Raw genomic sequence first — 21,809 nt, 5'->3', positions numbered from 1 at the left:
GCCACGACCCGCGGCTGCTCGACCAGCGAGAGGCGTCGAGTATCCGGCAGAGGGCCGCGACCCGGAATCGCGTGCCGGCGATTCCGTGCAGCCCGACAGGACCCGCTCTGCGGAACGCAGCCCGACGAGAAGCCGACCGCGGTCGTGCAGCGGGTCACCGCTGCACGACGAGCAAGCACCGCCGCGTGCCGGCGATTCCGGGCAGCCCGACAGGACCCGCTCTGCGGTAGGGGGCACTTCGAAAAGCCGACCGCGGAAGGTGGAGGGCGCGACCGGAGATCGCGTGCGAGCGATGTCCGGCAGCCCGACGCGACCCGCTCTGCGGAACGCAGCCCGACGAGAAGCCGACCGCGAGTCGTGTCGCGGCTCCGCCGCTACACGACCGACAAGGACTGCCGGGCGATCTCCAGCTCCTCGTTGGTGGGGATGACGAGGACGGCGACGCGGGAGTCGTCGGTCGAGATGCGGCGGGCGCCACGGTCGGCGGAGGTGTTGCGCTCGGGGTCGAGCTCGATCCCCAGGCCCTCGAGGCCGCGCAGGGCGCCGGCGCGGACGGCGGCGACGTTCTCGCCGACTCCGGCCGTGAACACGACGGCGTCGACGCGTCCGAGCTGGGCGTAGAAGGCGCCGATGTAGTGGCGGAGGCGGTGGTAGTAGACCTCGAGTCCGGCGCGGGCCTGCTCGTCGCCGGCCTCGGCCGCCTCCTGGACGTCGCGCATGTCCCCGCGCCCCGTGAGGCCGAGCAGCCCGCTGCGGCGGTTGAGGAGGGTGTCGAGCTCGTCGATCGAGAGGCCGGCCTTGCGGGCGAGGTGGAAGACGACGGCCGGGTCGAGGTCGCCGGAGCGGGTGCCCATCACCAGGCCCTCGAGCGGCGTCATGCCCATCGAGGTCTCGACGGACACGCCGCCGTCGACGGCGCAGGCGGAGGCCCCGTTGCCCAGGTGCAGGACGATCGTCTTCAGGTCGGAGCGGCGGCGGCCGAGGTAGGCGGCGGCGGCCTCCGAGACGAACTTGTGCGAGGTGCCGTGGAAGCCGTAGCGGCGGACGCGGTGCTTCTCGGCGAGCTCGGCGGGCAGCGCGTAGGTCGACGCCTCGGCCGGGATCGTGTGGTGGAAGGCGGTGTCGAAGACGGCGACGTGCGGGACGTCCGGGAAGGCCTTCTGGGCGGCCTCGATGCCCTCGAGGTTGGCGGGGTTGTGCAGCGGAGCCAGGTCGGCGAGGTCCTCGATGTTGATCTTCACCAGGTCGGTGACCACGGTGGGCTCGAAGAAGCGCTTGCCGCCGTGCACGACGCGGTGTCCCACGGCGACGGGAGGGAACTCGTCGAGGCTCGGGCCGTGCTCGCCGAACGCGCGGATCATCGCGTCGAAGCCGGCGGTGTGGTCGGGGATCGGACCCTCGATCTCGAACGACTCCCCGTCGCGGGTGTGCTTCGTGCGGCCGGTGTCTTCGCCGATCCGCTCGACGAGGCCGCTGGCGAGGGTCTCCTCGGTGGTCATCTCGATGAGCTGGTACTTGAACGACGACGATCCGCTGTTGACGACGAGGACGACGGACATGAGGGGACTCCTGGGGTGATCGGGGTCGAGAGGGGCGGCGGCGGGGTCGCCGCTAGCGCACCACGGGGATGGCGGCGGTGGGCGGGACGATGGCCTGCGTCGCGGCCTGGATGGCCGTGATCGCGACGGTGTTCACGATGTCCTGCACGAGCGCGCCGCGCGAGAGGTCGTTGACCGGCTTGCGCAGGCCCTGGAGGACCGGTCCGATGGCGACGGCGCCGGCCGAGCGCTGCACGGCCTTGTAGGTGTTGTTGCCCGTGTTGAGGTCGGGGAAGATGAACACCGTCGCCCGCCCGGCGACCTGGGAGCCGGGCATCTTCGAGGCCGCGACCGCCGCGTCCGCCGCCGCGTCGTACTGGATCGGGCCCTCGACGAGCAGGTCGGGCCGGCGCTCGCGCACCAGGGCCGTCGCCGCGCGGACCTTCTCGACGTCGGCTCCGGCTCCGCTCTCGCCGGTGGAGTAGGAGAGCATCGCGATGCGGGGGTCGATGCCGAACTGCTGGGCGGTCTCGGCGGACGAGATCGCGATGTCGGCGAGCTGCGCCTCGGTCGGGTCGGGGTTCACCGCGCAGTCGCCGTAGACCAGGACGCGGTCGGCGAGCGCCATCAGGAACACGCTCGAGACGACGGAGACGCCCGGGCTCGTCTTGATGATCTCGAAGCCGGGGCGGATGGTGTGCGCCGTCGTGTGCGCGGCTCCCGAGACCATGCCGTCGGCCAGGCCGAGCTGCACCATCATCGTGCCGAAGTAGGAGACGTCCGTGACCGTGTCGTAGGCGTGGTCATAGGTGATGCCCTTGTGCGCGCGGATGCGGGCGTACTCCTCGGCGAAGCGCGCGCGGTGCTCGGGGTCGAGGGTGCTCAGCACGCGGGCGCCGTCGAGGTCGAGGCCGAGGCCCGCCGCACGGGCGCGGATCTCGGCCTCCTCGCCGAGGATCGTCAGCCGCGCGATGCCGCGCTTGAGCACGGTCGCGGCGGCGCGGAGGATCCGGTCGTCGCCGCCCTCGGGGAGGACGATGTGGCGGTCGGCGATGCGCGCGCGCTCGATCAGCCCGTACTCGAACATCAGGGGCGTGACGACCTCGGACCGGCCGACGTCGAGCAGGGTGAGCAGCTCGACCGCGTCGACGGCCTCCTGGAAGAGGGCGAGGGAGGTGTCGCGCTTGCGCGGAGAGTCTGCCGCCAGGCGACCGCGGGCCGCGGTGACGCGGACGGCGGTGTCGTAGGTGCCGAGCTCGGTCATCACGATCGGCACGCGGCTGTCGACGCCCTCGATCAGGCGGACGATCGGCTCCGGCAGCTCGAAGCCGCCGTTGAGGATGATGCCGGTCACGGTGGGGAACGTGCCGGAGGCGTACGCCATGATCACGGCGAGGACGACCTCGGGCCGGTCGCCGGGGACGATCACGACGCCGCCCTCGGTGAGCCGCGGGAGGACGTTGACCATGGACATGCCGGCGATCACCACGCCGAGCGCTTCTCGGCCGAGCAGCTCGGGATCGCCCGCGACCACGACGCCGTCGACCGCCTCGACCAGGCGGGACAGGCTCGGAGCGACGAGGAACGGGTCCTCGCGGATCGCCCAGACCGGGACGGTGGCGGGGATGCTCTCGCGGATCGCCGCGACGGCGTCGGCGGCGGTGTCGGGATCGGCGCGGTTGGCGATCACTCCGATGAGGCTCGCGTGCGCCGTGCGCAGCTCCACCGAGGCGAGCTCGGTGATCTGGCGCATCTCCTCCGGCGTGCGCGCGGGCGCCTGGCCCAGCTGCTCGCTGCGGGACGAGTCCCGACCCGTGAGGACCAGCAGGACCGGAGCGCCGAGGTTGGCGGCGATGCGGGCGTTGTAGCCGAGCTCGGTGGGGCTGCCGACGTCCGTGTAGTCGGAGCCGAGGATGACGACCGCGTCGCACCGCGCCTCGACGCCCTTGTAGCGCTCGACGATCCGCGAGAGCGCTGCCTCGCCGTCGGCGTGGACGTCCTCGTAGGTGACGCCGATGCAGTCCTCGTAGGCGAGGCCCGAGTCGGAGTGGCCGAGCAGCATCTCGAGCACGTAGTCGGGCTCGGAGGTGGAGCGGGCGATCGGGCGGAAGACGCCGACCCGCTGCACCTGGCTGCTGAGCGCATCGAGGACGCCGAGGGCGACCGTGGACTTGCCCGAATGACCTTCGGCGGACGAGATGTAGATGCTCTGAACCATCGGATCCAGCCTACCGAGGGGGTCCCTCCGCCTGGCTGAGTAGAGGCCAGGGATGGGACGGCGTGCAGGCGGCGCGTGCTGGGGAGGAGTGTCCTCCGGCGTTCCGGGCCTGCGGGGCGGCGGAGCGGCGGAGGCGGGCAGGACCGGCGGCCCCCTTAACGGAAGAAGACCCCCCGCGCACCCGCCAGAGCCCGGTTACCCTTGCTGCGTTTCCGCCCTGGGGGAGTTGGCCTGGATGGCGCCACGCGGGGAGCCGGGTGACAGTCTAACCGACGACGGCGGCGGCGGAGAGCAGGTCGCGTCGGGGTCGTGGTCAGCGGGAGGCTCCGACACCGGCTAGTATCGATGAGTCGCGGCTCAGGTCGTGCCAGGAGGATTCGCCTAGTGGCCTATGGCGCACGCTTGGAAAGCGTGTTGGGTGAAAGCCCTCGGGGGTTCGAATCCCCCATCCTCCGCGAACGGTGTCCGTTGCTCTCGCCAGCACGGGCACCGTTTTGTTTAACCGGTGCGGACGTTCCGTGAGCGAGCGGCGTCGCATCGAACGGGCGCAGCCGGCCGCTGGTGGAGTCGCCGCGAGCGCGCGGGATCAGCCGTAGAGGTGGTTCGTCCGCGCGCAGGAGTCGGAGCAGAACGCGCCACGGCGGGCGACGAGCGGGGCCGAGCAGGCGGCGCAGACGGGGCGGAAGAAGAGTTCGGCTATGGATCGGGACATGGTCCGACAGTAGGTGCCGGTCCCGGATCGTGCCCGTCGCCATCCGTAATACGACATCGCGGACGGTCGGCCGGCGATCCCGGCGGTCAGTCAGGGATGCGGACGGCCGGTCGCCGATCCGGGCGGTCAGTCGGCGATGCGCTCGAGCCACTCGTCGAGCAGGAGCCGCTCCCCCGGGCTGAAGGGCTCGATCTGCGGCAGCGCCGTGCGCAGGGCGACGGCGTGCGCGACGACCGCGCGGGCGGCGGGATCGGTGGGGCCCGCCTCCGCCGTGGTGATCGCCGCGAGGACGGACTCGCGCGAGCGGGTCGAGAGCTCATCGTCGGGGTCGGCGAGGGCGGTCAGCGTGAGGGTGCAGCCGAGCGCGGCCGACTGGAGCAGGCGGGAGGCGCGCTCGACGTCGACCGTGAGGCGGCCGGCTTCGGCGACGGCGCGGACCGCGTCGAGGAGGACGCCGCGGGACAGGCGCGCCGCCTCCGACTCCTCCCCCGGCCGCGCCGTGAACATGAGCGCGTAGAGGTGCGGTTCGGCGAGTCCGAAGGCGACGTGGTGGTCCCAGGCGGCGCGGAGCGCGTCGACCGGGTCGGTCGGCGCCTCGCTCCGCTCGAAGTCGGCGAGAGCCGTGGCGAATCCGGCTGCCGCGGCGGAGTCGAGCAGCCCGCGCAGGTCGCCGAACGTCCGGTAGATCGTGGGCGCCTGCACCCCCGCCGCCGCGCTGATCGCCCTCGTCGACACCGCGTCCCGCCCGCCGTCGGCCAGCAGCTCCACCGTCGCCCGGAGGATCCGCTCCCGCGTCGTCCCGCTCTCACTCATGCTACCGACGCTAACACGCCCCCGTTAGCACCTCGTCTCCGAAGGCGGCCGGGGCCGCGTCAGCGCCGTCGAGCGGTCCCGAAGATCCCGCGCACCACCTCGCGCAGGAGGGTCCTGCCGGCGCTCGAGCCCAGGACCTCCTCGACCACGGTCTTCTCGCGGCGGCTGGTGCGGGTCCCGCGCGAGGTCGGTGCCGTGCGTCGCCGGGAGCGCTCGGCGGCCTGGTCGGCGGCGCGCTCGGCGGCGGCCCGCTCCTTGGCGCGACGCGCGGCATCCGCGGTCTCCTCCTTCGCGCGGCGTGCGTCCTCCTTCGCGCGGCGTGCGTCGTCGGCGGCCTGCTGCTCAGCGGCGGCGCGGGCGTCCTCGGCGTCGGCGGCGGCGTCGAGCCGGCGGGTGAGGATCTCGCGCGCGGAATCGCGGTCGAGGGGCGTGCCGTAGCGGGCGAGGAGGGGGGAGCTCCGGACACTCGCCTCGCGGTCGGCCTCGGGCGTGGGCTTCATCGAGCCGAGCGGGGCGCGGAGACGGGTCCAGGCGACCGGGGTCGGGGCGCCGCGCTCGTTCATGACCGTCACGATCGCCTCGCCGATGGGCAGCGCCTGGAGGACCTCGCCGAGGTCGTAGTCGCTCTCGGGGTAGGTCGAGACGGTGGCACGGAGGGCCTTCGCGTCGTCCGGCGTGTGCGCCCGGAGCTGGTGCTGCACGCGGGAGCCGAGCTGGGCGAGGACGTCGCCGGGCACGTCCTTCGGGGTCTGCGTGACGAAGACGATGCCGACCCCTTTGGAGCGGATGAGGCGCACGGTCTGGGTGATCGCGGCGAGGAAGTCCTTCGACGCGTCCCGGAAGAGCAGGTGCGCCTCGTCGAAGAAGAAGACCAGCTTCGGCTTGTCGAGGTCGCCGACCTCGGGCAGGTCGTTGAAGAGGTCGGCGAGCAGCCACATCAGGAAGGTGGAGAACAGAGCCGGGCGGTCGGCGACTCCGGGGACCTCGAGGAGGCTGACGACGCCGCGCCCGTCGTCGGCGAGGCGGAGGAACTCGGCCGTGTCGATCTCGGGCTCTCCGAAGAAGACGTCGGCGCCCTGGTCGGCGAACGCGATCAGCTCGCGGAGGATCACCCCGGCGGTCGCCTTCGAGAGACCGCCGAGCTCGGCGAGCTCCGCCTTGCCCTCCTCGCCGACGAGGTAGGTCAGCACGGCGCGGAGGTCGGACAGGTCGACGAGCGGGAGGCCGGCGCTCTCGGCGTAGTGGAAGACGAGGCCGAGGCTCGACTCCTGCGTGTGGTTGAGGCCGAGCACCTTCGCGAGCAGCAGCGCGCCGAAGCCGGTGACGGTGGCGCGGACGGGGACGCCGGTGCCGATGCCGCCGAGCGCGAAGTACTCGGCGGGGGCCGCCTCCGCCCGCCAGTCCTGGCCGATGCCGCGGGTGCGGGCGAGCAGCGCGTCGGTCGCGGTGCCGGGAGTGGCGAGGCCGGAGAGGTCGCCCTTGATGTCCGCGGCGAAGACGGGGACGCCGTGGGCCGAGAGCTGCTCGGCGAGGACCTGCAGCGTCTTGGTCTTGCCGGTGCCGGTCGCGCCGACGACGAGGCCGTGCCGGTTGAGCATGCCGAGCGGGATGCGGACGGGGACGTCGATCCGCGCGTCGCCGTTGACGAGGGCGCCGAGCTCGAGGGCCGGGCCGGTGAATGCGTAGCCGGAGCGCACGGCGTCGACGGCGCTCTCGGGGAGCGGGCCGGGGGCCGCGGCGGGCGCGGCGGGCAGGGGCGGAGCGGCGGCAGCCGCAGCAGCGGCGTCCGGAGCGGCGGCAGCCGGAGCAGCGGTCTGCTCTGCTCCGCTCCCCGACTCCGCCACCAGCCGCACGTCGTCGGCGACGGCGTCCGCCCCCTCCGGGCCGGCCGCCGCGTTCAGCGCCGCGGCCGCCGCCTCCGCTCGCGCCAGGGCCTCGGCGGCCTCCGCCTGCAGTCGGCGGGCGGCCTCCAGGGCCGCGCGCGCCTCGTCCCTCGCCGAGGCGAGCCCGTCGTCGTCACTCATGGGCTCAGCCTAGGTCGGCGGCGCTACTCAGTCCTCGCGGACGTGCCAGGGCTGGCCGTACCCGCCGTCGGCCTCGGGGCGGGCCATCAGCTCGAGGAACGGGTCGGCGCTGAACGCCTCCGGACCGAGCACTCCGGCTCCGGCCCAGACGCCGGTCGCGAGGAGCTCGAGTGCGACCACCGGGTTGAGCGCCGTCTGCCAGACCACGCACTGGGTGCCGTACTCGGCCATCGTCCACTCGTTGTCGCTCACGTGATAGAGGTACACCTCGCGGTGGGCGCCGTCCTTCGTGCCCGAGACGAAGAGGCCGGCGCAGGTCTTGCCGGTCATCCGCGGGCCGATCCCAGCCGGGTCGGGCAGGGCGGCGGCGACGACGTCGCGCGGCGAGACCTCGACGGGACCGCCGGTCGAGCGGACCCGCAGGGGCTCGGTGCTGTCGAGGCCGAGGAGGTGGAGGGTGCGCAGGACGCCGATGAACTCCTCGCCGAGGCCGTACTTGAAGGTGACCTTCTTCGCGTCCAGCCAGCGCGGCATCAGCAGCACCTCCTCGTGCTCGACGTTCACGCACTCGACCGGGCCGATGCCCTCGGGGAACTCGAACACCTCCGGCTCCGAGAAGGGGGCCGTGGTGTACCAGCCGCGGTCGCGCTCGAACACGACCGGCGGGTTCAGGCACTCCTCGATGGTGGTCCAGATGGAGAAGGAGGGAGCGAAGATCTCGCGGCCGTCCGCGTCGTGCACGACGAGGTTCGCGCCGTCGCGCACTCCGAGCTCGTCGATCTCGTCGAAGAGGTGGTCGGAGGCGTAGCGGGCGAAGACGTCGGAGAGGCCCGGCTCCACGCCCATGCCCACCAGGGCGAGGCGGCCGCGGGAGGACCACTCCTCCGCCGCGGCGAACTGCTCGTCGCCGAGCTTGAGCCCGGTCAGCTCGTGGGGCTGCTCGGGGTGCGGGAGCGAGAGGCTCATCGCCATGTCGAGGTAGTCGGCCTCGGCGGCGAGCGCTCCGGCGAAGATCGTCGGGACGAAGCGCGGCTCGACGGCGTTCATCACGTGGGTCGCCCCGTGCGCGCGGGCGACCGTCTCGACGTTCTCGGCGTCGGAGGCGTCGATCCGGGCGGCGACGAAGCGGTCGTCCGCACCGTGCCGCTCCGCGATCCAGGCGACCGTGCGCTCGGCCCGGGCAAGGTCGTAGTCGCAGACGATGATCTGCTCGAAGAAGGAGCGGCGTGCGGCGATCTTCGCGAAGGCGTCGCCGACGCCGCCGGCGCCGACCAGGAGGATTCTCATGGAGCCACCGTAGCGACGGATCGCGTCGTCCACCATGCCCGGCACCGACGGAATCGGAGCGGAGTGCGCCTTCCGGCCACCGGATCCGTCACCGGACGGTGTGCGCACCCCGTTCGAGCAGGCGGAGGAAGCCGGAGAGGTGCTCGAGGCCGGTCAGCGAGGTCGGGAGCGAGGCGGCGAGCGCCGGCGAGTGCACCAGGTACGCCGCCCACTTCGCCCGCGAGACCGCGACGTTCAGCCGGTTCGGCAGGAGGAGGAACTCCAGCCCCCGCGGGACGTCCGCCCCGGAGGACGCGGCGAGCGACACGATGGCGACCACCGCCTCCCTGCCCTGGAAGAGATCGACCGTGCCGACCGGCGTCTCCTCGAGACCCGCGGCGTCGAGGGCGGCCCGGAGGAGCCCGCCCTGGGCGTTGTAGGGCGCGACGACGATGACGTCGGCGGCGGTCAGCGTCCGCTCGCCGTGCTCGTCGGTCCAGGTGCGGCCGACGAGGGAGAGGGCGATCTCGACGACGCGCCTCGCCTCGTCCGGCGAGGAGGTGGTGTCGCCCGCGTGCTCGACCGGGACGGAGTGCACGCCCGGCGCCACCCCCTCCAGACGACGCGTCTCCGGCGCCCGCGACCGCAGCGCGCCCTCGTAGGAGAGCTCGGAGACGGCGTCGGAGAGCGCCGGGTGCATCCGGTGGGTCTGCGCGAGGAAGTAGCCGTACTCGGGCGGGAGGACGTCGTGCCCGTCGGCGAGCCAGCCGAGCGCCGACTCGTCGACCGGCTCCGGGTGCGCGCCCTGGCTCACCTGGGGCAGCTGCTGCGGGTCGCCGAGCAGGAGCAGGCGCTGCGCGGAGACGGCGGACGCGATCGTCGGAGCGAGCGAGAACTGCCCGGCCTCGTCGACCACCAGGAGGTCGAGCGAGCGGCGCGGCACCGTGACCGGGTTCGCGAAGGTCCACGCGGTGCCGCCGATGACGCAGCCGCCGCCCTCCTCGAGGACCGCGGTGAGCGCCGCCGCGTTCTTCACCGGCGCCCAGGGCGCGGCCTCGAGCGCCTCGGGCGACGTGCCGTTCTTGGGCACCTTCGCCACTCGGGAGGGATCGACGCCGCGCCCGACGACGGCGCTCAGCACGTTCTCGACCACCGAGTGCGACTGGCCGACCACGCCGATCCGCCAGCCGTGCTCGTTCACCAGCCGTGCGATCACGTGCGACCCGACGTAGGTCTTCCCCGTGCCGGGCGGACCCTGCACGGCGAGGGTCGCCCGGTCGAGTCCGAGCAGAGTCGTGACGACCGCGCCGATCACGTCGTCGCCCTGCACGGGGGCGACGGCTCCCGGCGGCACGCGGCGGAGGACGTCGAGAGCCGGGTCGGCCAGCATCGCGGGCAGCGCGTCGAGGACCTCGCCGCCCCACTCCGCGATCGCATCGGGCTGGGGAGCGGCACGCGGCGGCGGCGCGGGGGCGAGGGCCACGGGAGCGTCGTCGTGCGGATCCTCCCCCGCCTTCAGGCCCTCCTTCAGGAGCAGGACGATCCGCTCCCCGTCGTCGTCGACCGCGAGGATCTCGGAGCGCTCGGAGGCGCCGCGCAGACCGGGACTGGGCGAGGGCGCACCGGGGGGCGGCGGGGCCTCGTAGACCAGGTACGGCGAGGAGCCGACGCCGAGCCGGCTGCCGGGAGCGAGCCGACCGACGATCCGCAGCTCGCGCGACTGCGTGCGGGCCCGCGGGAGCTTCGCCCAGTCGCGGACGACCTCGACCCGGTCGATCATCACGACGTCGCGGGTGTCCGCCCACTCGTCCAGCGGCTGCCGGAGGCGGTCGAAGTGCTCCTGCCAGAAGGTCTTGGCCTCGCGGCGGTGGTAGTCGATCGCGGCCCCGGCGAGGGCGAGCGCCGTCTGGTCGGGCGTGCGCTCGCGCGGCTCGATCCCCTCGACCTGCGCCAGCAGGGCGACCGCGACCGGGTGCGGCTCGCGGGGCACGGGGATCTCGACCTCGAGCAGCGGCGGCAGCTCCTCGCGCGGCGGAGCGAGCTCGAGCAGCCAGTCGCGCAGGCGGAGCGTGGAGCGGCAGTCGTAGGCGTTGTACTCGGCGACGAGGTCGAGCCGGCGCCGGCCGTCGACGGGATCGGCCTCCAGCGCCGCGCGCGCCTCCACGTACATCTCGATGCTGTCGGCGGCGTTCGTGACACCGGACGCGTCCCGCTCCTCCTCGCCCATGTAGAGCGGCTCCAGCTTCTTGAGCGAGTAGCTGCGCGAGCCCACGCGGAGCGCGCGCCGCACCACCGGGTACAGGTCGACCAGGACGCCGTCGCGCAGGAGCCCGTCGACCTCCTCCTCGCCGACCCCGTGCCGGAGCGCGAGCGAGAGGAGATGGCTGCGCTCGTAGGAGGCGTAGTGGTAGATGTGCATCCGGGGGTGCTCTGCGCGGCGGACCCGCAGGAGTGCGAGGAAGTCGAGGAGCGCCCGGCGCTCGGCTGCGAGGTCGTGCGCCCAGAGCGCGGTGAAGCGCTCCTGGTCGTCGACCGTGCCGAAGAGGTAGTCGAGGCCCCACTCGCGGTTGTCCTCGGTGTACAGCGGGTCGCCCTCGAAGTCGAAGAAGAGATCGCCCGGGTCGGGGGCGGGGAGCCCGGCGAGCACGGAGGCGTCGATCACCTCGACGGCCGGAACCGGCGACGACTCCGACCGCAGCTGCAGCCGCGCCTGGGCGCGGAGGCCCTCGAGCGTGCCCGCGCCCAGGCCGGGGACGGGGCCGTCGTGCTCGGCGAGCGCGTCGAGGGTCCGCACGCCGGCCGCCGCGAGCTTCGCGCGCTGGTCGAGCCGCATCCCGGCGACGAGGATCGGATCGCGGTGCGCCTGGACCTCGGGCGCGCAGACGGAGCAGCGTCCGCAGGAGGGGTAGCGCGGATCGCTCCACGCCAGCGGCTCGTCGGCGGCGAGGCGCTCGGCGAGCACGGCGCGGAGCCGGGCGCGCTGCACCCGCTGGACCGGAGCGACGACGGCCAGCTCGTGACTGGTCACGGAGCCGTCGCCGAGCACGAGGTGAACCTGCTCCCCCACGCGGATGCCGCGGGCCTGCATCTGCTCGGCGTAGGCGGCGAGCTGCAGCAGCGCCGGGATCTTCGCGTGCCGGGCGAGCTTGGTGTCGTAGACCTCGTAGGCGCCGTCGGCGGTGCGGAGGAGGAAGTCCGAGAAGCCGAGGAACTCGCCGTCGAAGAAGGTGGCCTGGTAGAGCACGTCGACCCCGGCGCGCATCGCCTCGACGGCGGCCTCGGCCGCCGCGGGGTAACCGGCGGGCTCGGGGCGCTCGAACTCGAGCACCTCGTGCGTGCGCTTCAGCTCGGCGAGGAAGCGGTGCTCGTGCTCGTCTCCGAGCACCGCGGTGCGCTCGAGCATCCCGTCCTTCTCGGCCTCGAGGCGCGGTGCACGGCCCAGCAGGGCGTCGAACCGGCGGAGGACGGCCCACTCGCAGGCCGCCCAGTTCGACAGGTCGGTGGGGCTCGTGACCACGCGGCCGGACTCCAGGTACACGCGACTCCTTCCGCGACCACCGGGCGGCGATCGGCTCCAGGCTAGGGCGCCCCTCCGACACTCGTGCGGCCGCGGCCACCGCCCGCACCGCTGCGCCTCCGCGTGGCAGGCTGGGCCGATGACCCGCGCGCGCTTCGAGATCATCCCGGCCGACGACATCGGCGAGCGCGCCGCGCGGGCGTTCCCCGACCCCTCCGCGGTGACGCTGACCGTGACCAGCCTGCCGAAGCACGGGACCGAGAGGACCGTGGACTGCGCGGTCGCGCTGGCCGGGCGCGGGTTCCGCGTGGTTCCCCACCTGGCGGCGCGGAACGTCGAGGGCCGCGGCGCGCTGCAGAAGGTCCTCGGGCGGATGGGCGAGGCGGGGATCGACGAGGCGTTCGTGATCTCGGGCGACGCGTCCTCGGCGGCCGGCGCCTACTCCACGAGCCTCGAGCTCATCCGCGACGCCCGCGAGATCTCGCCCGGGCTGGCCCTGGACATCGCGGGCTACCCCGAGGGCCACCCGCACCTCTCCGACGAGAGCATCGAGCGGCACCTGCGCGAGCGCGCCCCGTTCATCCGCTCGATCGTCACGCAGATGTGCTTCGACGTGGACGCGGTGGTCGGCTACGCCGACCGGCTCCGCGAGACGGGGATCGCCGCCGATCTGTGGGCGGGGGTGCCGGGGCCGGTCGAGCGCTCGCGGCTGCTGACGCTGGGCGCGCGGATCGGAGTGGGCTCCTCGCTCGGCTTCCTGAAGCGGAGCACCTCGGTGGCCGGCGGGCTCCTCCGCGGGCGCCGCTTCGATCCGTCCGCGTTCGTCGCACGCCTGGAGGCGGCGGCGGGCGACCGCCTCGCGGGCCTGCACGTGTACACCTTCAACGAGCTCGACTCCCTCGCCGCCTTCGGCTGATCGACGAGCCTCCGCTCTCCTCGGGCGCCGATCTCCCGGGCCTCGGAGCCCTCCCGCGGAGAGGACTGCGCCGGTCAGGTGGTGCGGCGGATCCAGATCGGCGGATGCGGGAGCTCGGCCTCGGTGCGCAGGCGGCCGGCGAGCGGAGCCCAGACCACGAGCGCCACGCCGATCCCGAGCAGCAGGCCGCCGACGGTGTCGCTCAGCCAGTGGGCGCCGAGGTAGGTGCGGCTCGCCATCATCGCCACGGTGTAGAGGAAGCCGGCGATCCAGACCCACAGCAGCGGGAACACCAGGGCCAGCACCATCGCCGTCGTCGCGGCGTTGGCGGTGTGGCCCGACGGGAAGGAGCCGTAGTCGCTGGTGACGAGCATGTCGGCCGGGCGCGCGCGTCCCACCAGCTCCTTGACGAGCTGCGTGGCCCCCACGCTGACCAGCGCGGCGATCGCGTAGTAGAGCGCGGCCCACCGCCTCCGGAACACCAGCAGCACGGCGACGATGCCGAGCGGGATGAGCGTCGTGCCGACGAGCCCGGCTCCGACCGTGTTCATGACGAGGGCCGGGATGTCCCACACCGGCGAGCGGTGCTCGACGACCTCGTCCATCCACTCCACGTCGAAGCGGAAGGCCGACGTGGGGCGGAAGGCGATCAGCACGGCGAGGAGCACCGTGAGCAGGATCGCCAGCGACGCGGAGATCAGCGGCCAGCGACGGGAGACCCGGTGCGCCGCCTCCTTCGTCAGCAGCCGCGCGGCGACGTCGTCGGACGGCACCCGCTCGCGGATCCGCTCGCGCTGGACGGCGTCGGGGCGCGCGATTCCGGGCTCGGTCGACAGGCGGTCGTCGCGGTGATCCATCCGGACATGATGCCGTCACCCGCTGTTCCCGCGCTGGGGGTTGCGGCTCGCCTCAGCCGTCCGCGCGGGAAGCCGGTCTGCGGGGCGTCGCTGCGCGCCTCAGCCGGCCGCGCGGGACAGGCGGGCGGCACGGAGAGCGTCGAGGCGGGTCGGCTCCGAGGACCGGGCGAGGAGCCGCGCGGCGACGGCGCGCACGCGGGAGTCGTCCGAGGCGGAGGCCCGGTCGAGCGCGGCGGCCGCGTCGGGCCCGGTGATCGAGCCGAGCGCCATCACGGCCGAGACCGCGAGGGCGGAGTCGTCGCTGCGGGCGGCCTCGTCCAGCGCGTCGACGGCGGGTCGCGCGTCGTCGCCCAGGTAGCCGAGCGCGGCGGCGGCGTGACGGCGGACCGGCGCGGACCCCTCGCGGAGGGACTGCTCCAGACCGGGGACGGCCGCGGCGCCGAAGGAGGCGAGGACGTCGGTGAGCACGTTCTGCGCCTCCGCGTCGTCGTCGCCGAGCAGGCCGAGCAGGACCGGCAGCGCGCGCTCGTCGCCGAGGCGGCCCAGCGCGAATCGGGCCTTCGCGGCGACGGCGGGCTCGGGGTCGGCGGCCAGCGGGGTGATGTCGTCGAGCGTCGCCGGGTCGAGGATCTTGCTGAGCACGTGGAGCGCCTGCGTGCGCACCCGGGGCTCGCGGCCGAGCGCCTCGCGGGCGACGGGGACAGCGGCGGAGCCGAGGCGGCCGAGCGACCAGGTGAGCACGTCGCGGACGAAGAAGTCGGGCTCCTCCCACAGGTGCGCGGCGAGGGGCTCGGCGGTGGCGGGCTCGGCCAGCTCGCCCAGGTTCATCGCCGCGCGGAGGCGGACGTCGCGGTCGGGGTCGGAGAGCTCGGCGAGCAGGGCGGAGGAGTCGCGGGAGGACATGGGAGGGGACTGTAGCAGCGGTGCTCGGGAGCGGATCCAGCGAGGGCCGGACAGCCGAGGAGGCGCCGCCCGCTCAGTCCTGCAGCGCCGGGACGCTCCTCGGCCGGACGATCAGCCAGAGCGCCAGGATCGACACGGTCGCCGTCGCCATCATCACCAGCGCCATCGGCACGGCCGAGCCGGCGCCGAAGATCCCCGAGATCGGCGACAGCAGTCCTGCGGTGCCGAAGTTCACCGCACCCAGCAGCGACGCGGCCGTCCCCGCCTCCCGGCCGTGGTTGACCAGGCCGAGGACCTGGACGCACGGGAAGCTGAAGCCGCACGACGCGATGAAGAACCACAGCGGGACCAGGGTGCCCCAGAGCCCCAGCCCGAGCACGTCGAAGAGGGCGATCAGGCCGGCGGAGGTGAACAGCGTCAGCGTCGTGATCGCGAGGATCCACTGCGGCCCGATCCTCCGGCTGAGGTAGGAGGACGCCTGCACGCCGAGGACGACGCCGAGCGAGTTCACGGCGAAGAGCAGCCCGTACTGCTGCGCGTCGAACCCGTAGAGGCCCTGGAACAGGAACGAGGAGCTGGAGAGGTAGGTGAACAGGCCGGCGAAGGTCATCCCTCCGATCACCGCCACACCGAGGAACACGCGGTCGCTGAGGACGGCCCGGTAGCGCTGCACCAGCGAGCGGTGCTCGCGCTCGTGCCGGGCGGCGCGGGGCCGGGTCTCGACGATGAGCAGGCCGACGGCCGAGACGACCAGCACACCGTAGGCGGCGAGGAAGACGAAGATGCCGCGCCAGTCCATGACCAGCAGCAGCTGCGAGCCGATGACCGGCGCGAGCACGGGCGCGAGACCCGACACCAGGGCGAGGCGGGACAGCATCCGCACCAGCGGCCGTCCGCCGAAGAGGTCGCGGACCATCGCCATCGCGACCACGCCGCCCGCCGCCGCCCCTGCTCCCATCAGGAAGCGGAAGACGCCGAGCGTGACGATCTCGGGCGCGAGCGCCGCTCCGACGCAGGCCAGCACGTGGAGCGAGGTGGCCAGGAGGATCGGCAGGCGCCGGCCGACCGCGTCGCTCCACGGCCCGACGACCAGCTGCCCGAGCGCGAAGCCGAGGGTCGTGCCGGTCAGCGTCAGCTGGACCGCCGCCTCCGACACGTTCAGCTCGCTCTGCAGGGCGGGGAACGCCGGCAGGTAGAGGTCGATCGTGAAGGGCCCGAGGGCGGTCAGCGAGCCGAGGACGATGACGTAGACGAGGCGCTGGCGAGCCGTCAGGGCATCGCCCGGGTGGCGGTGCACGGGGATCGAGCCGGTCGGAGTCGAGGCGAGAGTGGACACGGAGTGCCTTCCTGCGCGGGGCGCAGCGGGGTGGGAGGGAGGGGGTGCGGCCGGTGTCGTCCTCGGCGCGGGAGCGGACCGCGACGGCTCCACGCCGCTCGGTCGAATCAATTCGACCACGTGTCGGACAGCGGCGCCACCCCTCGGCCCGCCGAGGAATCAGACCGGGTGGAGCGGCGTGCCGAGCGGGTCGGCGAGCAGGCGCTCGAAGGCGAGCTCGGCGGCGCCCAGCATGAGCAGGTCGGCGCCGAGCTCGGTCCGCACGATGCGCACGGAGTCGAGCGCGACCCGGAAGGGACCTCCACGGCCCAGGCGCTCCTCCAGGAAGCCCGGCGCGACTCCGATCAGCGCACCGAGGAAGCCGCCCAGCACCACGAGTTGCGGGTTGAACACGTTGATCACATTGCGCAGGGCGACCGCGAGGTGCCCGAGCTGGCGCTCGACCTCGGCGCGGACGGCCGGGTCCTCGGAGGCGGCGAGCGCCTCCTCCAGCCGCTCGCTCTCGTCGAGGCCGAGCACCGTGAGCAGCTCGGCGCGGCCGACCTCGGTCTCGAGGCAGCCGACGGCACCGCAGTGGCAGTCGATGCCCGCGCTGTTGACGAGGGTGTGGCCGATCTCCCCCGCATAGCCGTCGACGCCGTGCAGAGGCGCGCCGCCCACGATGACGCCGGCGCCCACTCCGCTCGCGCCGCCGTTGAGGTAGACGAGGTGCGAGACGTCGCGGCCGGCGCCGAGGACGCTCTCGGCGAGCGCGCCGAGGTTGGCGTCGTTCGCCGAGAGGACGGGCAGGCCGGTCGCGTCGGCGAGCATGCGGGAGAAGGGCTCGTCGTCCCAGCCGAGGTGCGGGCCGACCCGGACGAGGCCGTCGGCGTCGCGGACGAGGCCGGGCACGGCGACGCCGATGCCGACCGTGCGGGTCTCCTCGGGCAGCTCGGCCAGCAGCTCGGCGACAGCCTCGGCCGCCAGACGGGCGGCGGCCTCGGCGGTGGGGACGGAGGCGGAGCGGCGGATGCGGCGGCGGACGACGGCGTCGACACCGACCACGGCGACCGTGACGGCGTCGATCTCGGGGTTCACGGCGAGCGCGACGACTCCGGGATCGGCCTCGACGACGGGGCTCGGCCGCCCGACCTGGTTCGGCGTGGCGGGCTCGCGCTCGCGCACGATGCCCAGCTCGACCAGCTCGCCGACCAGCGCCGCGATCGTGGAGCGGTTGAGGCCGGTCAGGCGGGTCAGCTGCGAGCGGGAGCGGGGGCCGCCGCGGTGCACGAGGCGGAGGATCGCCGAGAGGTTGTGCCGCCGGACGCGGTCGAGGTTGTTGCCGCGCGTCGCGTGGTCGGGCATTCCGCGGTCTCCTCTGCTGGCCGGTGCCAGCCTATCGGCGGGTGGGACGGCGCCCACCGCGCGCAACGTCAGTTGAGAAGGGGGTCCCTCCGCCCTGGAGCGAGGGACCCCCGTCTCAGCTGACGGTGCGCGACTCAGTCTCCGGCGCGGGTCCAGGTCCAGGTGCCGGCCGGACCGTCGACCGCGACGTCGTCACCGGAGCGCGTCACCGTGAACACCGTCTGCTCGCCCGTGTCGTGCGCGACGACCCGGACCGGCGTCGCTCCGTCCGGCCCCGGGAACACCCGCAGCTCGAGCCCGTCGAGGTAGTCGTACTCGGCCGAGTCCTGGCGGGCGCCGACCGGGATCACCGCGCCCTCGCGCACGTACAGCGGCAGCGAGTCGAAGCCGTGGACCTCCCGGCGCCACTCCCCCGTCGAGACGATCCGCTCGCCCGTCCACCAGCTCGTCCACGTCCCGCGCGGGAGGTAGAACTCGACCGTGCCGTCCTCGGTGAACACCGGAGCGACGAGCAGGTCGTGCCCGAGCAGGTACTGCGTGTCGAGGTGGGCGGCAGTGCGGTCGTCCTCGAACTCGAGCACCATCGGCCGCATGATCGGGACGCCGGTGCGCGCCGCCTCCGCCCCCGCCGCGAAGAGGTAGGGCATCAGCGAGAGCTTCAGCCGCGTGAAGAGCCGGGTGACCTCCACGGCCTCCTCGTCGAACGCCCAGGGCACGCGCACCGAGGAGGAGCCGTGCAGCCGCGAGTGCGAGGAGAGCAGGCCGAACGCGAGCCAGCGCTTGAACACTCCGGGATCGGGCGTGCCCTCGAAGCCGCCGATGTCGTGCGCCCAGAAGCCGAACCCGCCCAGCGCGAGCGAGAGGCCTCCGCGCAGGGTCTCGGCCATCGACACGTAGGAGGAGGTGTTGTCCCCGCCCCAGTGCACGGGCAGCGACTGCCCGCCGACGGTGGCGCTGCGGGCGAAGAGGACCGCGCGGCCCTCGCCGAGCTCCTGCTCGAGCACCTCGTGCACCGCGCGGTTGTAGAGCTGGGTGTACCAGTTGTGCATCGCCTCCGGGTCGGTCCCGTCGGCCCAGACGACGCCCTCCGACGGGATCCGCTCGCCGAAGTCGGTCTTGAAGGAGTCGACCCCCTGGCGCACGAGGACGCGGAGCTTCTCCTGGAACCAGGAGGTCGCCTCCGGGTTCGTGAAGTCGATCAGCGCCATGCCGGCGACCCACATGTCCCACTGCCAGACGTCGCCGGAGTCCGTCCGGAGCAGGTAGCCCTTCTCGCGCCCCTCGGCGAACAGCGGCGACGCCTGCGCGATGTACGGATTGATCCAGACGCAGGTGTGCAGCCCCCGCTCGTGCAGGCGCGCGAGGATCCCCTCGGGGTCCGGGAAGGTGCGCGGGTCCCACTCGAGGTCGGTCCACTGGAACTCGCGCATCCAGAAGCAGTCGAAGTGGAACGCCGACAGCGGCAGCTCCCGCTCCGCGAAGCCGTCGATGAAGGAGCTCACCGTCTCCTCGTCGTAGCTCGTGGTGAAGCTGGTCGTCAGCCAGAGCCCGTAGCTCCAGGCGGGCACGACGGAGGGGCGGCCCGCGAGGGCGGTGTAGCGGCGCAGCACGTCCTTCTTCGTCGGGCCCTGGATCACCAGGTACTCCAGCGCCTCGCCGCCGACCGAGAACTGCACGCGCTCGACCGCCTCGGAGCCGATCTCGAACGAGACGAGGCCGGGGTCGTTCACGAGCACGCCGTAGCCGCGGCTGGAGAGGTAGAAGGGCACGTTCTTGTAGGCCTGCTCGGAGGAGGTGCCGCCGTCGGCGTTCCACACGTCGACGGTCTGGCCGTTCTTCACGAAGGGGCCGAAGCGCTCGCCGAGGCCGTAGACCAGCTCGCCGACGCCGAGGTCGAGCTGCTCGTGCAGGTAGGCGGCTCCGTCCGGTCCGGTCAGGTAGCCCTGCGCCTTGTGCCCGGAGCCGGTGAGGCGCGTGCCGGTCGAGGTGTCCCAGAACTCCAGCGACCACGGAGCGCCCTGCGCGATGCGCACCTCGAGGTCGCCGGTGCGCAGCACGCCGCCCGCCTCCGTGACCTCCGCCGCTCCGACGTCGCCCTCGGCCAGCTCGAAGCCGGGGCGGGCGGCCGTCCCGCGCCAGTGCTCGATGCGCACCCGCGCGACCCCCTCGGCCGGCGAGGACACCGTGACCGTGAGCGCCGGCCGGTTGAGGACGTCGCCGCGGCCCTGGATGACCCGGGTCGGGGCGATCACCTCGAGCGAGGAGCCGTCGGTGCGGATGTCGTACGCCTCCTGCGCGAACAGGGGCGTGAATCCGGCCCGCGTCTGCCAAAACCCGTCGGTGAACTTCATGGGGGTGCCTTTCGATGGCGCGCCGGCGGATCCCGCGAGGAGTCCGCCGGCGGAGGGAGAGAGGGCTACTTGACCGCGCCGGCGGTGATGCCGCGGGTGAGGGTGCGCTGGAAGATCAGGAAGAAGATCAGCGTCGGGAGCAGTCCGAGGAGGGCGCTCGCGCTGGTCGTGGTGACGTCCATGATCTTGTCGCCCTGGAGGCTCGAGATCGCGATCGGGACGGTCTGCGTCGCGTCGCTCACCAGGAAGACCAGCGGGATGAGGAACTCGTTCCAGGTCCAGATGAAGAAGAAGATCATCAGCACCGAGAGGGTGGGCCGCGAGATCGGGACGATCACCCGGGTGAGGACCTGCCACTTCGAGGCTCCGTCGAGAGCCGCGGCCTCGAGGATCTCCTTCGGGAAGGTGCCGTAGACGCTCGAGAGCAGATAGGTGCCGAACGCCGACTGGATCACGGTGAAGATGACGATGACCGAGAGCTGGGTGTCGTAGATCCCGACCGCTTTGAACATGTAGTACAGCGGGTAGAGCAGGGCCTCCTGCGGGAGCATGTTGGCCAGCAGGAACAGGACGATGATCCAGCTCCGGCCGCGGACCCGGCCGATGCCGATCGCGTAGGCGTTCAGCACCGAGAGGGCGACGGCGAGGATCGCGACCGACCCCGAGATGAGGATCGAGTTGCCGAGCTTCTCGGGGAAGTCGACGCGGCTCCAGAAGGTCGAGAGGCCGTCGAAGGAGAGGCCGGTCGGGAAGGCTAGCGGGCCGTTCGCCGAGTACTCCGCGGGGGTCTTGAAGGAGTTGAGCAGGATCAGCAGCACCGGGCTGATGATCACGAGCCCGATCACCACGGCGACGGCGAGGATCACCCAGTCGCCGAGGGTGCGCTTGGTCGTCCCCTTCGCGGGCTTGGCGGGACGCGAGGACGAGAGGTCCGCGTCCTCCGTGCCGGCCTGGGTGAGGGGCAGGGTCTCGATGGCCGACATCAGCGGGCTCCTTCGCTGCGCTCGACGCGCTCCTGGGCGCGGATGAACAGCACGGCGAGGATCACGATGACGATCGTCAGCGCGGTCGCGATGGTGGCGCCGTAGCCCACCTGCTGCTTCTGGAAGAACTCGGTGTACGAGTAGTAGGAGGGGACGATCGTGGAATCGCCGGGGCCGCCGCGGGTCAGGGCGTAGATCGGGCCGAAGACCTTCAGCGCGGCGATGGTGCAGGTCAGGGTGACCACGAAGATCTCGGGCCGGATGATCGAGACCGTGATCCAGCGGAAGCGCTGGAACCAGTTGGCCCCGTCGAGCTCAGCCGCCTCGTAGAGCTCGGGGTCCACGCGCTGCAGCGCCGCCATGAAGATGACGACCGGGTAGCCCAGCTGCACCCAGATCATCACGACCATGATCGAGAGCATCGCCGTGTCCGGCTTGCCCAGCCAGTCGTGCGAGAGGGAGCCGAGTCCGACGGCCTCGAGGATCGAGTTCAGCGCGCCGTTGTCGGGGCGGAGGATCCATCCGATGACGATCGCGGCGATGACGGTCGGCAGGATCTGCGGGAGGTAGTAGGTGGCGCGGAGGAAGCTCGCCAGGCGCCCGCCGAACTTCTTGCCGACGAGATCGAACAGGATCGCCGCGAGCAGGAGCCCGAGGATCGTGGGGACGATCACCATCGCGATGACCATGTAGACCGAGTTGAGGAACGAGGTCCAGAACTGGTCGTCGCCCATCAGCTCGATCCAGTTGTCGAGGCCGATGAAGATCGGCGGCTTGATGCCGCGCCAGGACGTGAAGCTGATGTAGACGTTCCAGATCAGCGGGATCAGCACGATGAACGTGAAGAGCACGAACCCCGGGATCAGGTAGAGCCAGTAGCCGCCGGAGCGCTTCTCGCGGGGCGGCGTCGTGGGAGGCGGTGCGCTCTCCGCGCGACGAGGTGCTGTCGTCGTCATGGGTACTCCTAGGTCGGACGGGATCGTGGTGTGCGCTGCCGCGAGATGCCACTTCGGTACGGGCGCGACGGCGTG

Annotated in this window: 15 protein-coding genes, 1 tRNA gene and 1 other RNA gene; 2 read left to right on the top strand and 15 right to left on the bottom strand. The window is 72.8% G+C overall.

The annotated features are described in order from the left end of the window. Window positions 1-374: 374 nt before the first annotated feature. The 3 genes from GSU45_RS04775 to ffs form a co-directional block, all read right to left on the bottom strand. Window positions 375-1,559 (bottom strand): acetate kinase, encoded by a 1,185-nt coding sequence (locus GSU45_RS04775; protein WP_159913143.1) that lies wholly within the window; start codon window positions 1,557-1,559, stop codon window positions 375-377. A 52-nt stretch (window positions 1,560-1,611) separates the two neighbouring features. Further along, window positions 1,612-3,756, bottom strand: a complete 2,145-nt coding sequence (gene pta, locus GSU45_RS04770; RefSeq protein ID WP_104227473.1) for a phosphate acetyltransferase — start codon at window positions 3,754-3,756, stop codon at window positions 1,612-1,614. A 161-nt stretch (window positions 3,757-3,917) separates the two neighbouring features. Continuing rightward, an RNA gene (ffs, locus tag GSU45_RS04765) (signal recognition particle sRNA small type) lies at window positions 3,918-4,014 on the bottom strand. Window positions 4,015-4,126: 112 nt separating this feature from the next. On the opposite strand from ffs, the gene GSU45_RS04760 reads away from it, so the two are divergent. Continuing rightward, window positions 4,127-4,211: transfer RNA gene (locus GSU45_RS04760), tRNA-Ser, on the top strand. Between the two features lie 131 nt (window positions 4,212-4,342). Here the strand turns inward: GSU45_RS04760 and GSU45_RS17360 are convergent. The 5 genes from GSU45_RS17360 to GSU45_RS04740 form a co-directional block, all read right to left on the bottom strand. Beyond that, a complete protein-coding gene (locus GSU45_RS17360) occupies window positions 4,343-4,468 on the bottom strand; it encodes a hypothetical protein (protein ID WP_258060618.1) in 126 nt (41 codons plus the stop codon). A 126-nt stretch (window positions 4,469-4,594) separates the two neighbouring features. Continuing rightward, the gene (locus tag GSU45_RS04755; protein ID WP_159913141.1) at window positions 4,595-5,281 is read right to left on the bottom strand and encodes a TetR/AcrR family transcriptional regulator; all 687 of its coding nucleotides are present in this window, start codon (window positions 5,279-5,281) and stop codon (window positions 4,595-4,597) included. Between the two features lie 59 nt (window positions 5,282-5,340). After that, complete coding sequence (locus GSU45_RS04750) at window positions 5,341-7,305, bottom strand: helicase HerA-like domain-containing protein (RefSeq protein ID WP_159913139.1); 1,965 nt, start codon at window positions 7,303-7,305, stop codon at window positions 5,341-5,343. A gap of 27 nt (window positions 7,306-7,332) precedes the next feature. Continuing rightward, window positions 7,333-8,592, bottom strand: a complete 1,260-nt coding sequence (locus tag GSU45_RS04745; protein WP_159913137.1) for a saccharopine dehydrogenase C-terminal domain-containing protein — start codon at window positions 8,590-8,592, stop codon at window positions 7,333-7,335. Between the two features lie 88 nt (window positions 8,593-8,680). Continuing rightward, window positions 8,681-12,109 carry a bifunctional RecB family nuclease/DEAD/DEAH box helicase gene (locus GSU45_RS04740; protein ID WP_159913135.1) on the bottom strand — a complete coding sequence of 1,143 codons (3,429 nt, stop codon included), beginning with the start codon at window positions 12,107-12,109 and terminating at the stop codon, window positions 8,681-8,683. A gap of 118 nt (window positions 12,110-12,227) precedes the next feature. Between GSU45_RS04740 and GSU45_RS04735 the strand changes: the two genes are divergently transcribed. Beyond that, complete coding sequence (locus GSU45_RS04735) at window positions 12,228-13,004, top strand: methylenetetrahydrofolate reductase (protein WP_159913133.1); 777 nt, start codon at window positions 12,228-12,230, stop codon at window positions 13,002-13,004. 74 nt (window positions 13,005-13,078) lie between these two features. Here GSU45_RS04735 and GSU45_RS04730 read toward each other — a convergent pair whose 3' ends face one another. From GSU45_RS04730 to GSU45_RS04700, 7 genes are all read right to left on the bottom strand, one after another. Further along, the gene (locus GSU45_RS04730; protein WP_159913131.1) at window positions 13,079-13,861 is read right to left on the bottom strand and encodes a phosphatase PAP2 family protein; all 783 of its coding nucleotides are present in this window, start codon (window positions 13,859-13,861) and stop codon (window positions 13,079-13,081) included. 99 nt (window positions 13,862-13,960) lie between these two features. Further along, a complete protein-coding gene (locus tag GSU45_RS04725; protein WP_159913129.1) occupies window positions 13,961-14,764 on the bottom strand; it encodes a HEAT repeat domain-containing protein in 804 nt (267 codons plus the stop codon). A 73-nt stretch (window positions 14,765-14,837) separates the two neighbouring features. Then, window positions 14,838-16,100, bottom strand: a complete 1,263-nt coding sequence (locus GSU45_RS04720) for a multidrug effflux MFS transporter (protein ID WP_244248217.1) — start codon at window positions 16,098-16,100, stop codon at window positions 14,838-14,840. 159 nt (window positions 16,101-16,259) lie between these two features. Next, window positions 16,260-17,444: an ROK family transcriptional regulator gene (locus GSU45_RS04715; RefSeq protein WP_159913127.1), complete on the bottom strand. Its 1,185-nt coding sequence runs from the start codon at window positions 17,442-17,444 to the stop codon at window positions 16,260-16,262. 134 nt (window positions 17,445-17,578) lie between these two features. Next, complete coding sequence (gene yicI, locus GSU45_RS04710) at window positions 17,579-19,795, bottom strand: alpha-xylosidase (protein WP_159913125.1); 2,217 nt, start codon at window positions 19,793-19,795, stop codon at window positions 17,579-17,581. Window positions 19,796-19,860: 65 nt separating this feature from the next. Continuing rightward, entirely contained in the window at window positions 19,861-20,778 is a 918-nt protein-coding gene (locus tag GSU45_RS04705; RefSeq protein ID WP_104227354.1) for a carbohydrate ABC transporter permease, read from the bottom strand. Then, window positions 20,778-21,734, bottom strand: a complete 957-nt coding sequence (locus tag GSU45_RS04700; protein ID WP_159913123.1) for a sugar ABC transporter permease — start codon at window positions 21,732-21,734, stop codon at window positions 20,778-20,780. Before GSU45_RS04700 ends, GSU45_RS04705 begins: the two co-directional genes overlap by 1 nt. Window positions 21,735-21,809: the final 75 nt, after the last annotated feature.

Origin of the sequence: Rathayibacter sp. VKM Ac-2801, assembly GCF_009834245.1 — a bacterium.
Lineage (GTDB): Bacteria > Actinomycetota > Actinomycetes > Actinomycetales > Microbacteriaceae > Rathayibacter.
This window is presented reverse-complemented; position numbering and strand designations above follow the sequence as displayed.

Coding starts and splice junctions, on each gene's coding strand:
- GSU45_RS04775 (WP_159913143.1), bottom strand. CDS start 1,559: ATGTCCGTCGTCCTCGTCGTCAACAGCGGATCGTCGTCGTTCAAGTAC.
- pta (WP_104227473.1), bottom strand. CDS start 3,756: ATGGTTCAGAGCATCTACATCTCGTCCGCCGAAGGTCATTCGGGCAAG.
- GSU45_RS17360 (WP_258060618.1), bottom strand. CDS start 4,468: ATGTCCCGATCCATAGCCGAACTCTTCTTCCGCCCCGTCTGCGCCGCC.
- GSU45_RS04755 (WP_159913141.1), bottom strand. CDS start 5,281: ATGAGTGAGAGCGGGACGACGCGGGAGCGGATCCTCCGGGCGACGGTG.
- GSU45_RS04750 (WP_159913139.1), bottom strand. CDS start 7,305: ATGAGTGACGACGACGGGCTCGCCTCGGCGAGGGACGAGGCGCGCGCG.
- GSU45_RS04745 (WP_159913137.1), bottom strand. CDS start 8,592: ATGAGAATCCTCCTGGTCGGCGCCGGCGGCGTCGGCGACGCCTTCGCG.
- GSU45_RS04735 (WP_159913133.1), top strand. CDS start 12,228: ATGACCCGCGCGCGCTTCGAGATCATCCCGGCCGACGACATCGGCGAG.
- GSU45_RS04730 (WP_159913131.1), bottom strand. CDS start 13,861: ATGGATCACCGCGACGACCGCCTGTCGACCGAGCCCGGAATCGCGCGC.
- GSU45_RS04725 (WP_159913129.1), bottom strand. CDS start 14,764: ATGTCCTCCCGCGACTCCTCCGCCCTGCTCGCCGAGCTCTCCGACCCC.
- GSU45_RS04715 (WP_159913127.1), bottom strand. CDS start 17,444: ATGCCCGACCACGCGACGCGCGGCAACAACCTCGACCGCGTCCGGCGG.
- yicI (WP_159913125.1), bottom strand. CDS start 19,795: ATGAAGTTCACCGACGGGTTTTGGCAGACGCGGGCCGGATTCACGCCC.
- GSU45_RS04705 (WP_104227354.1), bottom strand. CDS start 20,778: ATGTCGGCCATCGAGACCCTGCCCCTCACCCAGGCCGGCACGGAGGAC.
- GSU45_RS04700 (WP_159913123.1), bottom strand. CDS start 21,734: ATGACGACGACAGCACCTCGTCGCGCGGAGAGCGCACCGCCTCCCACG.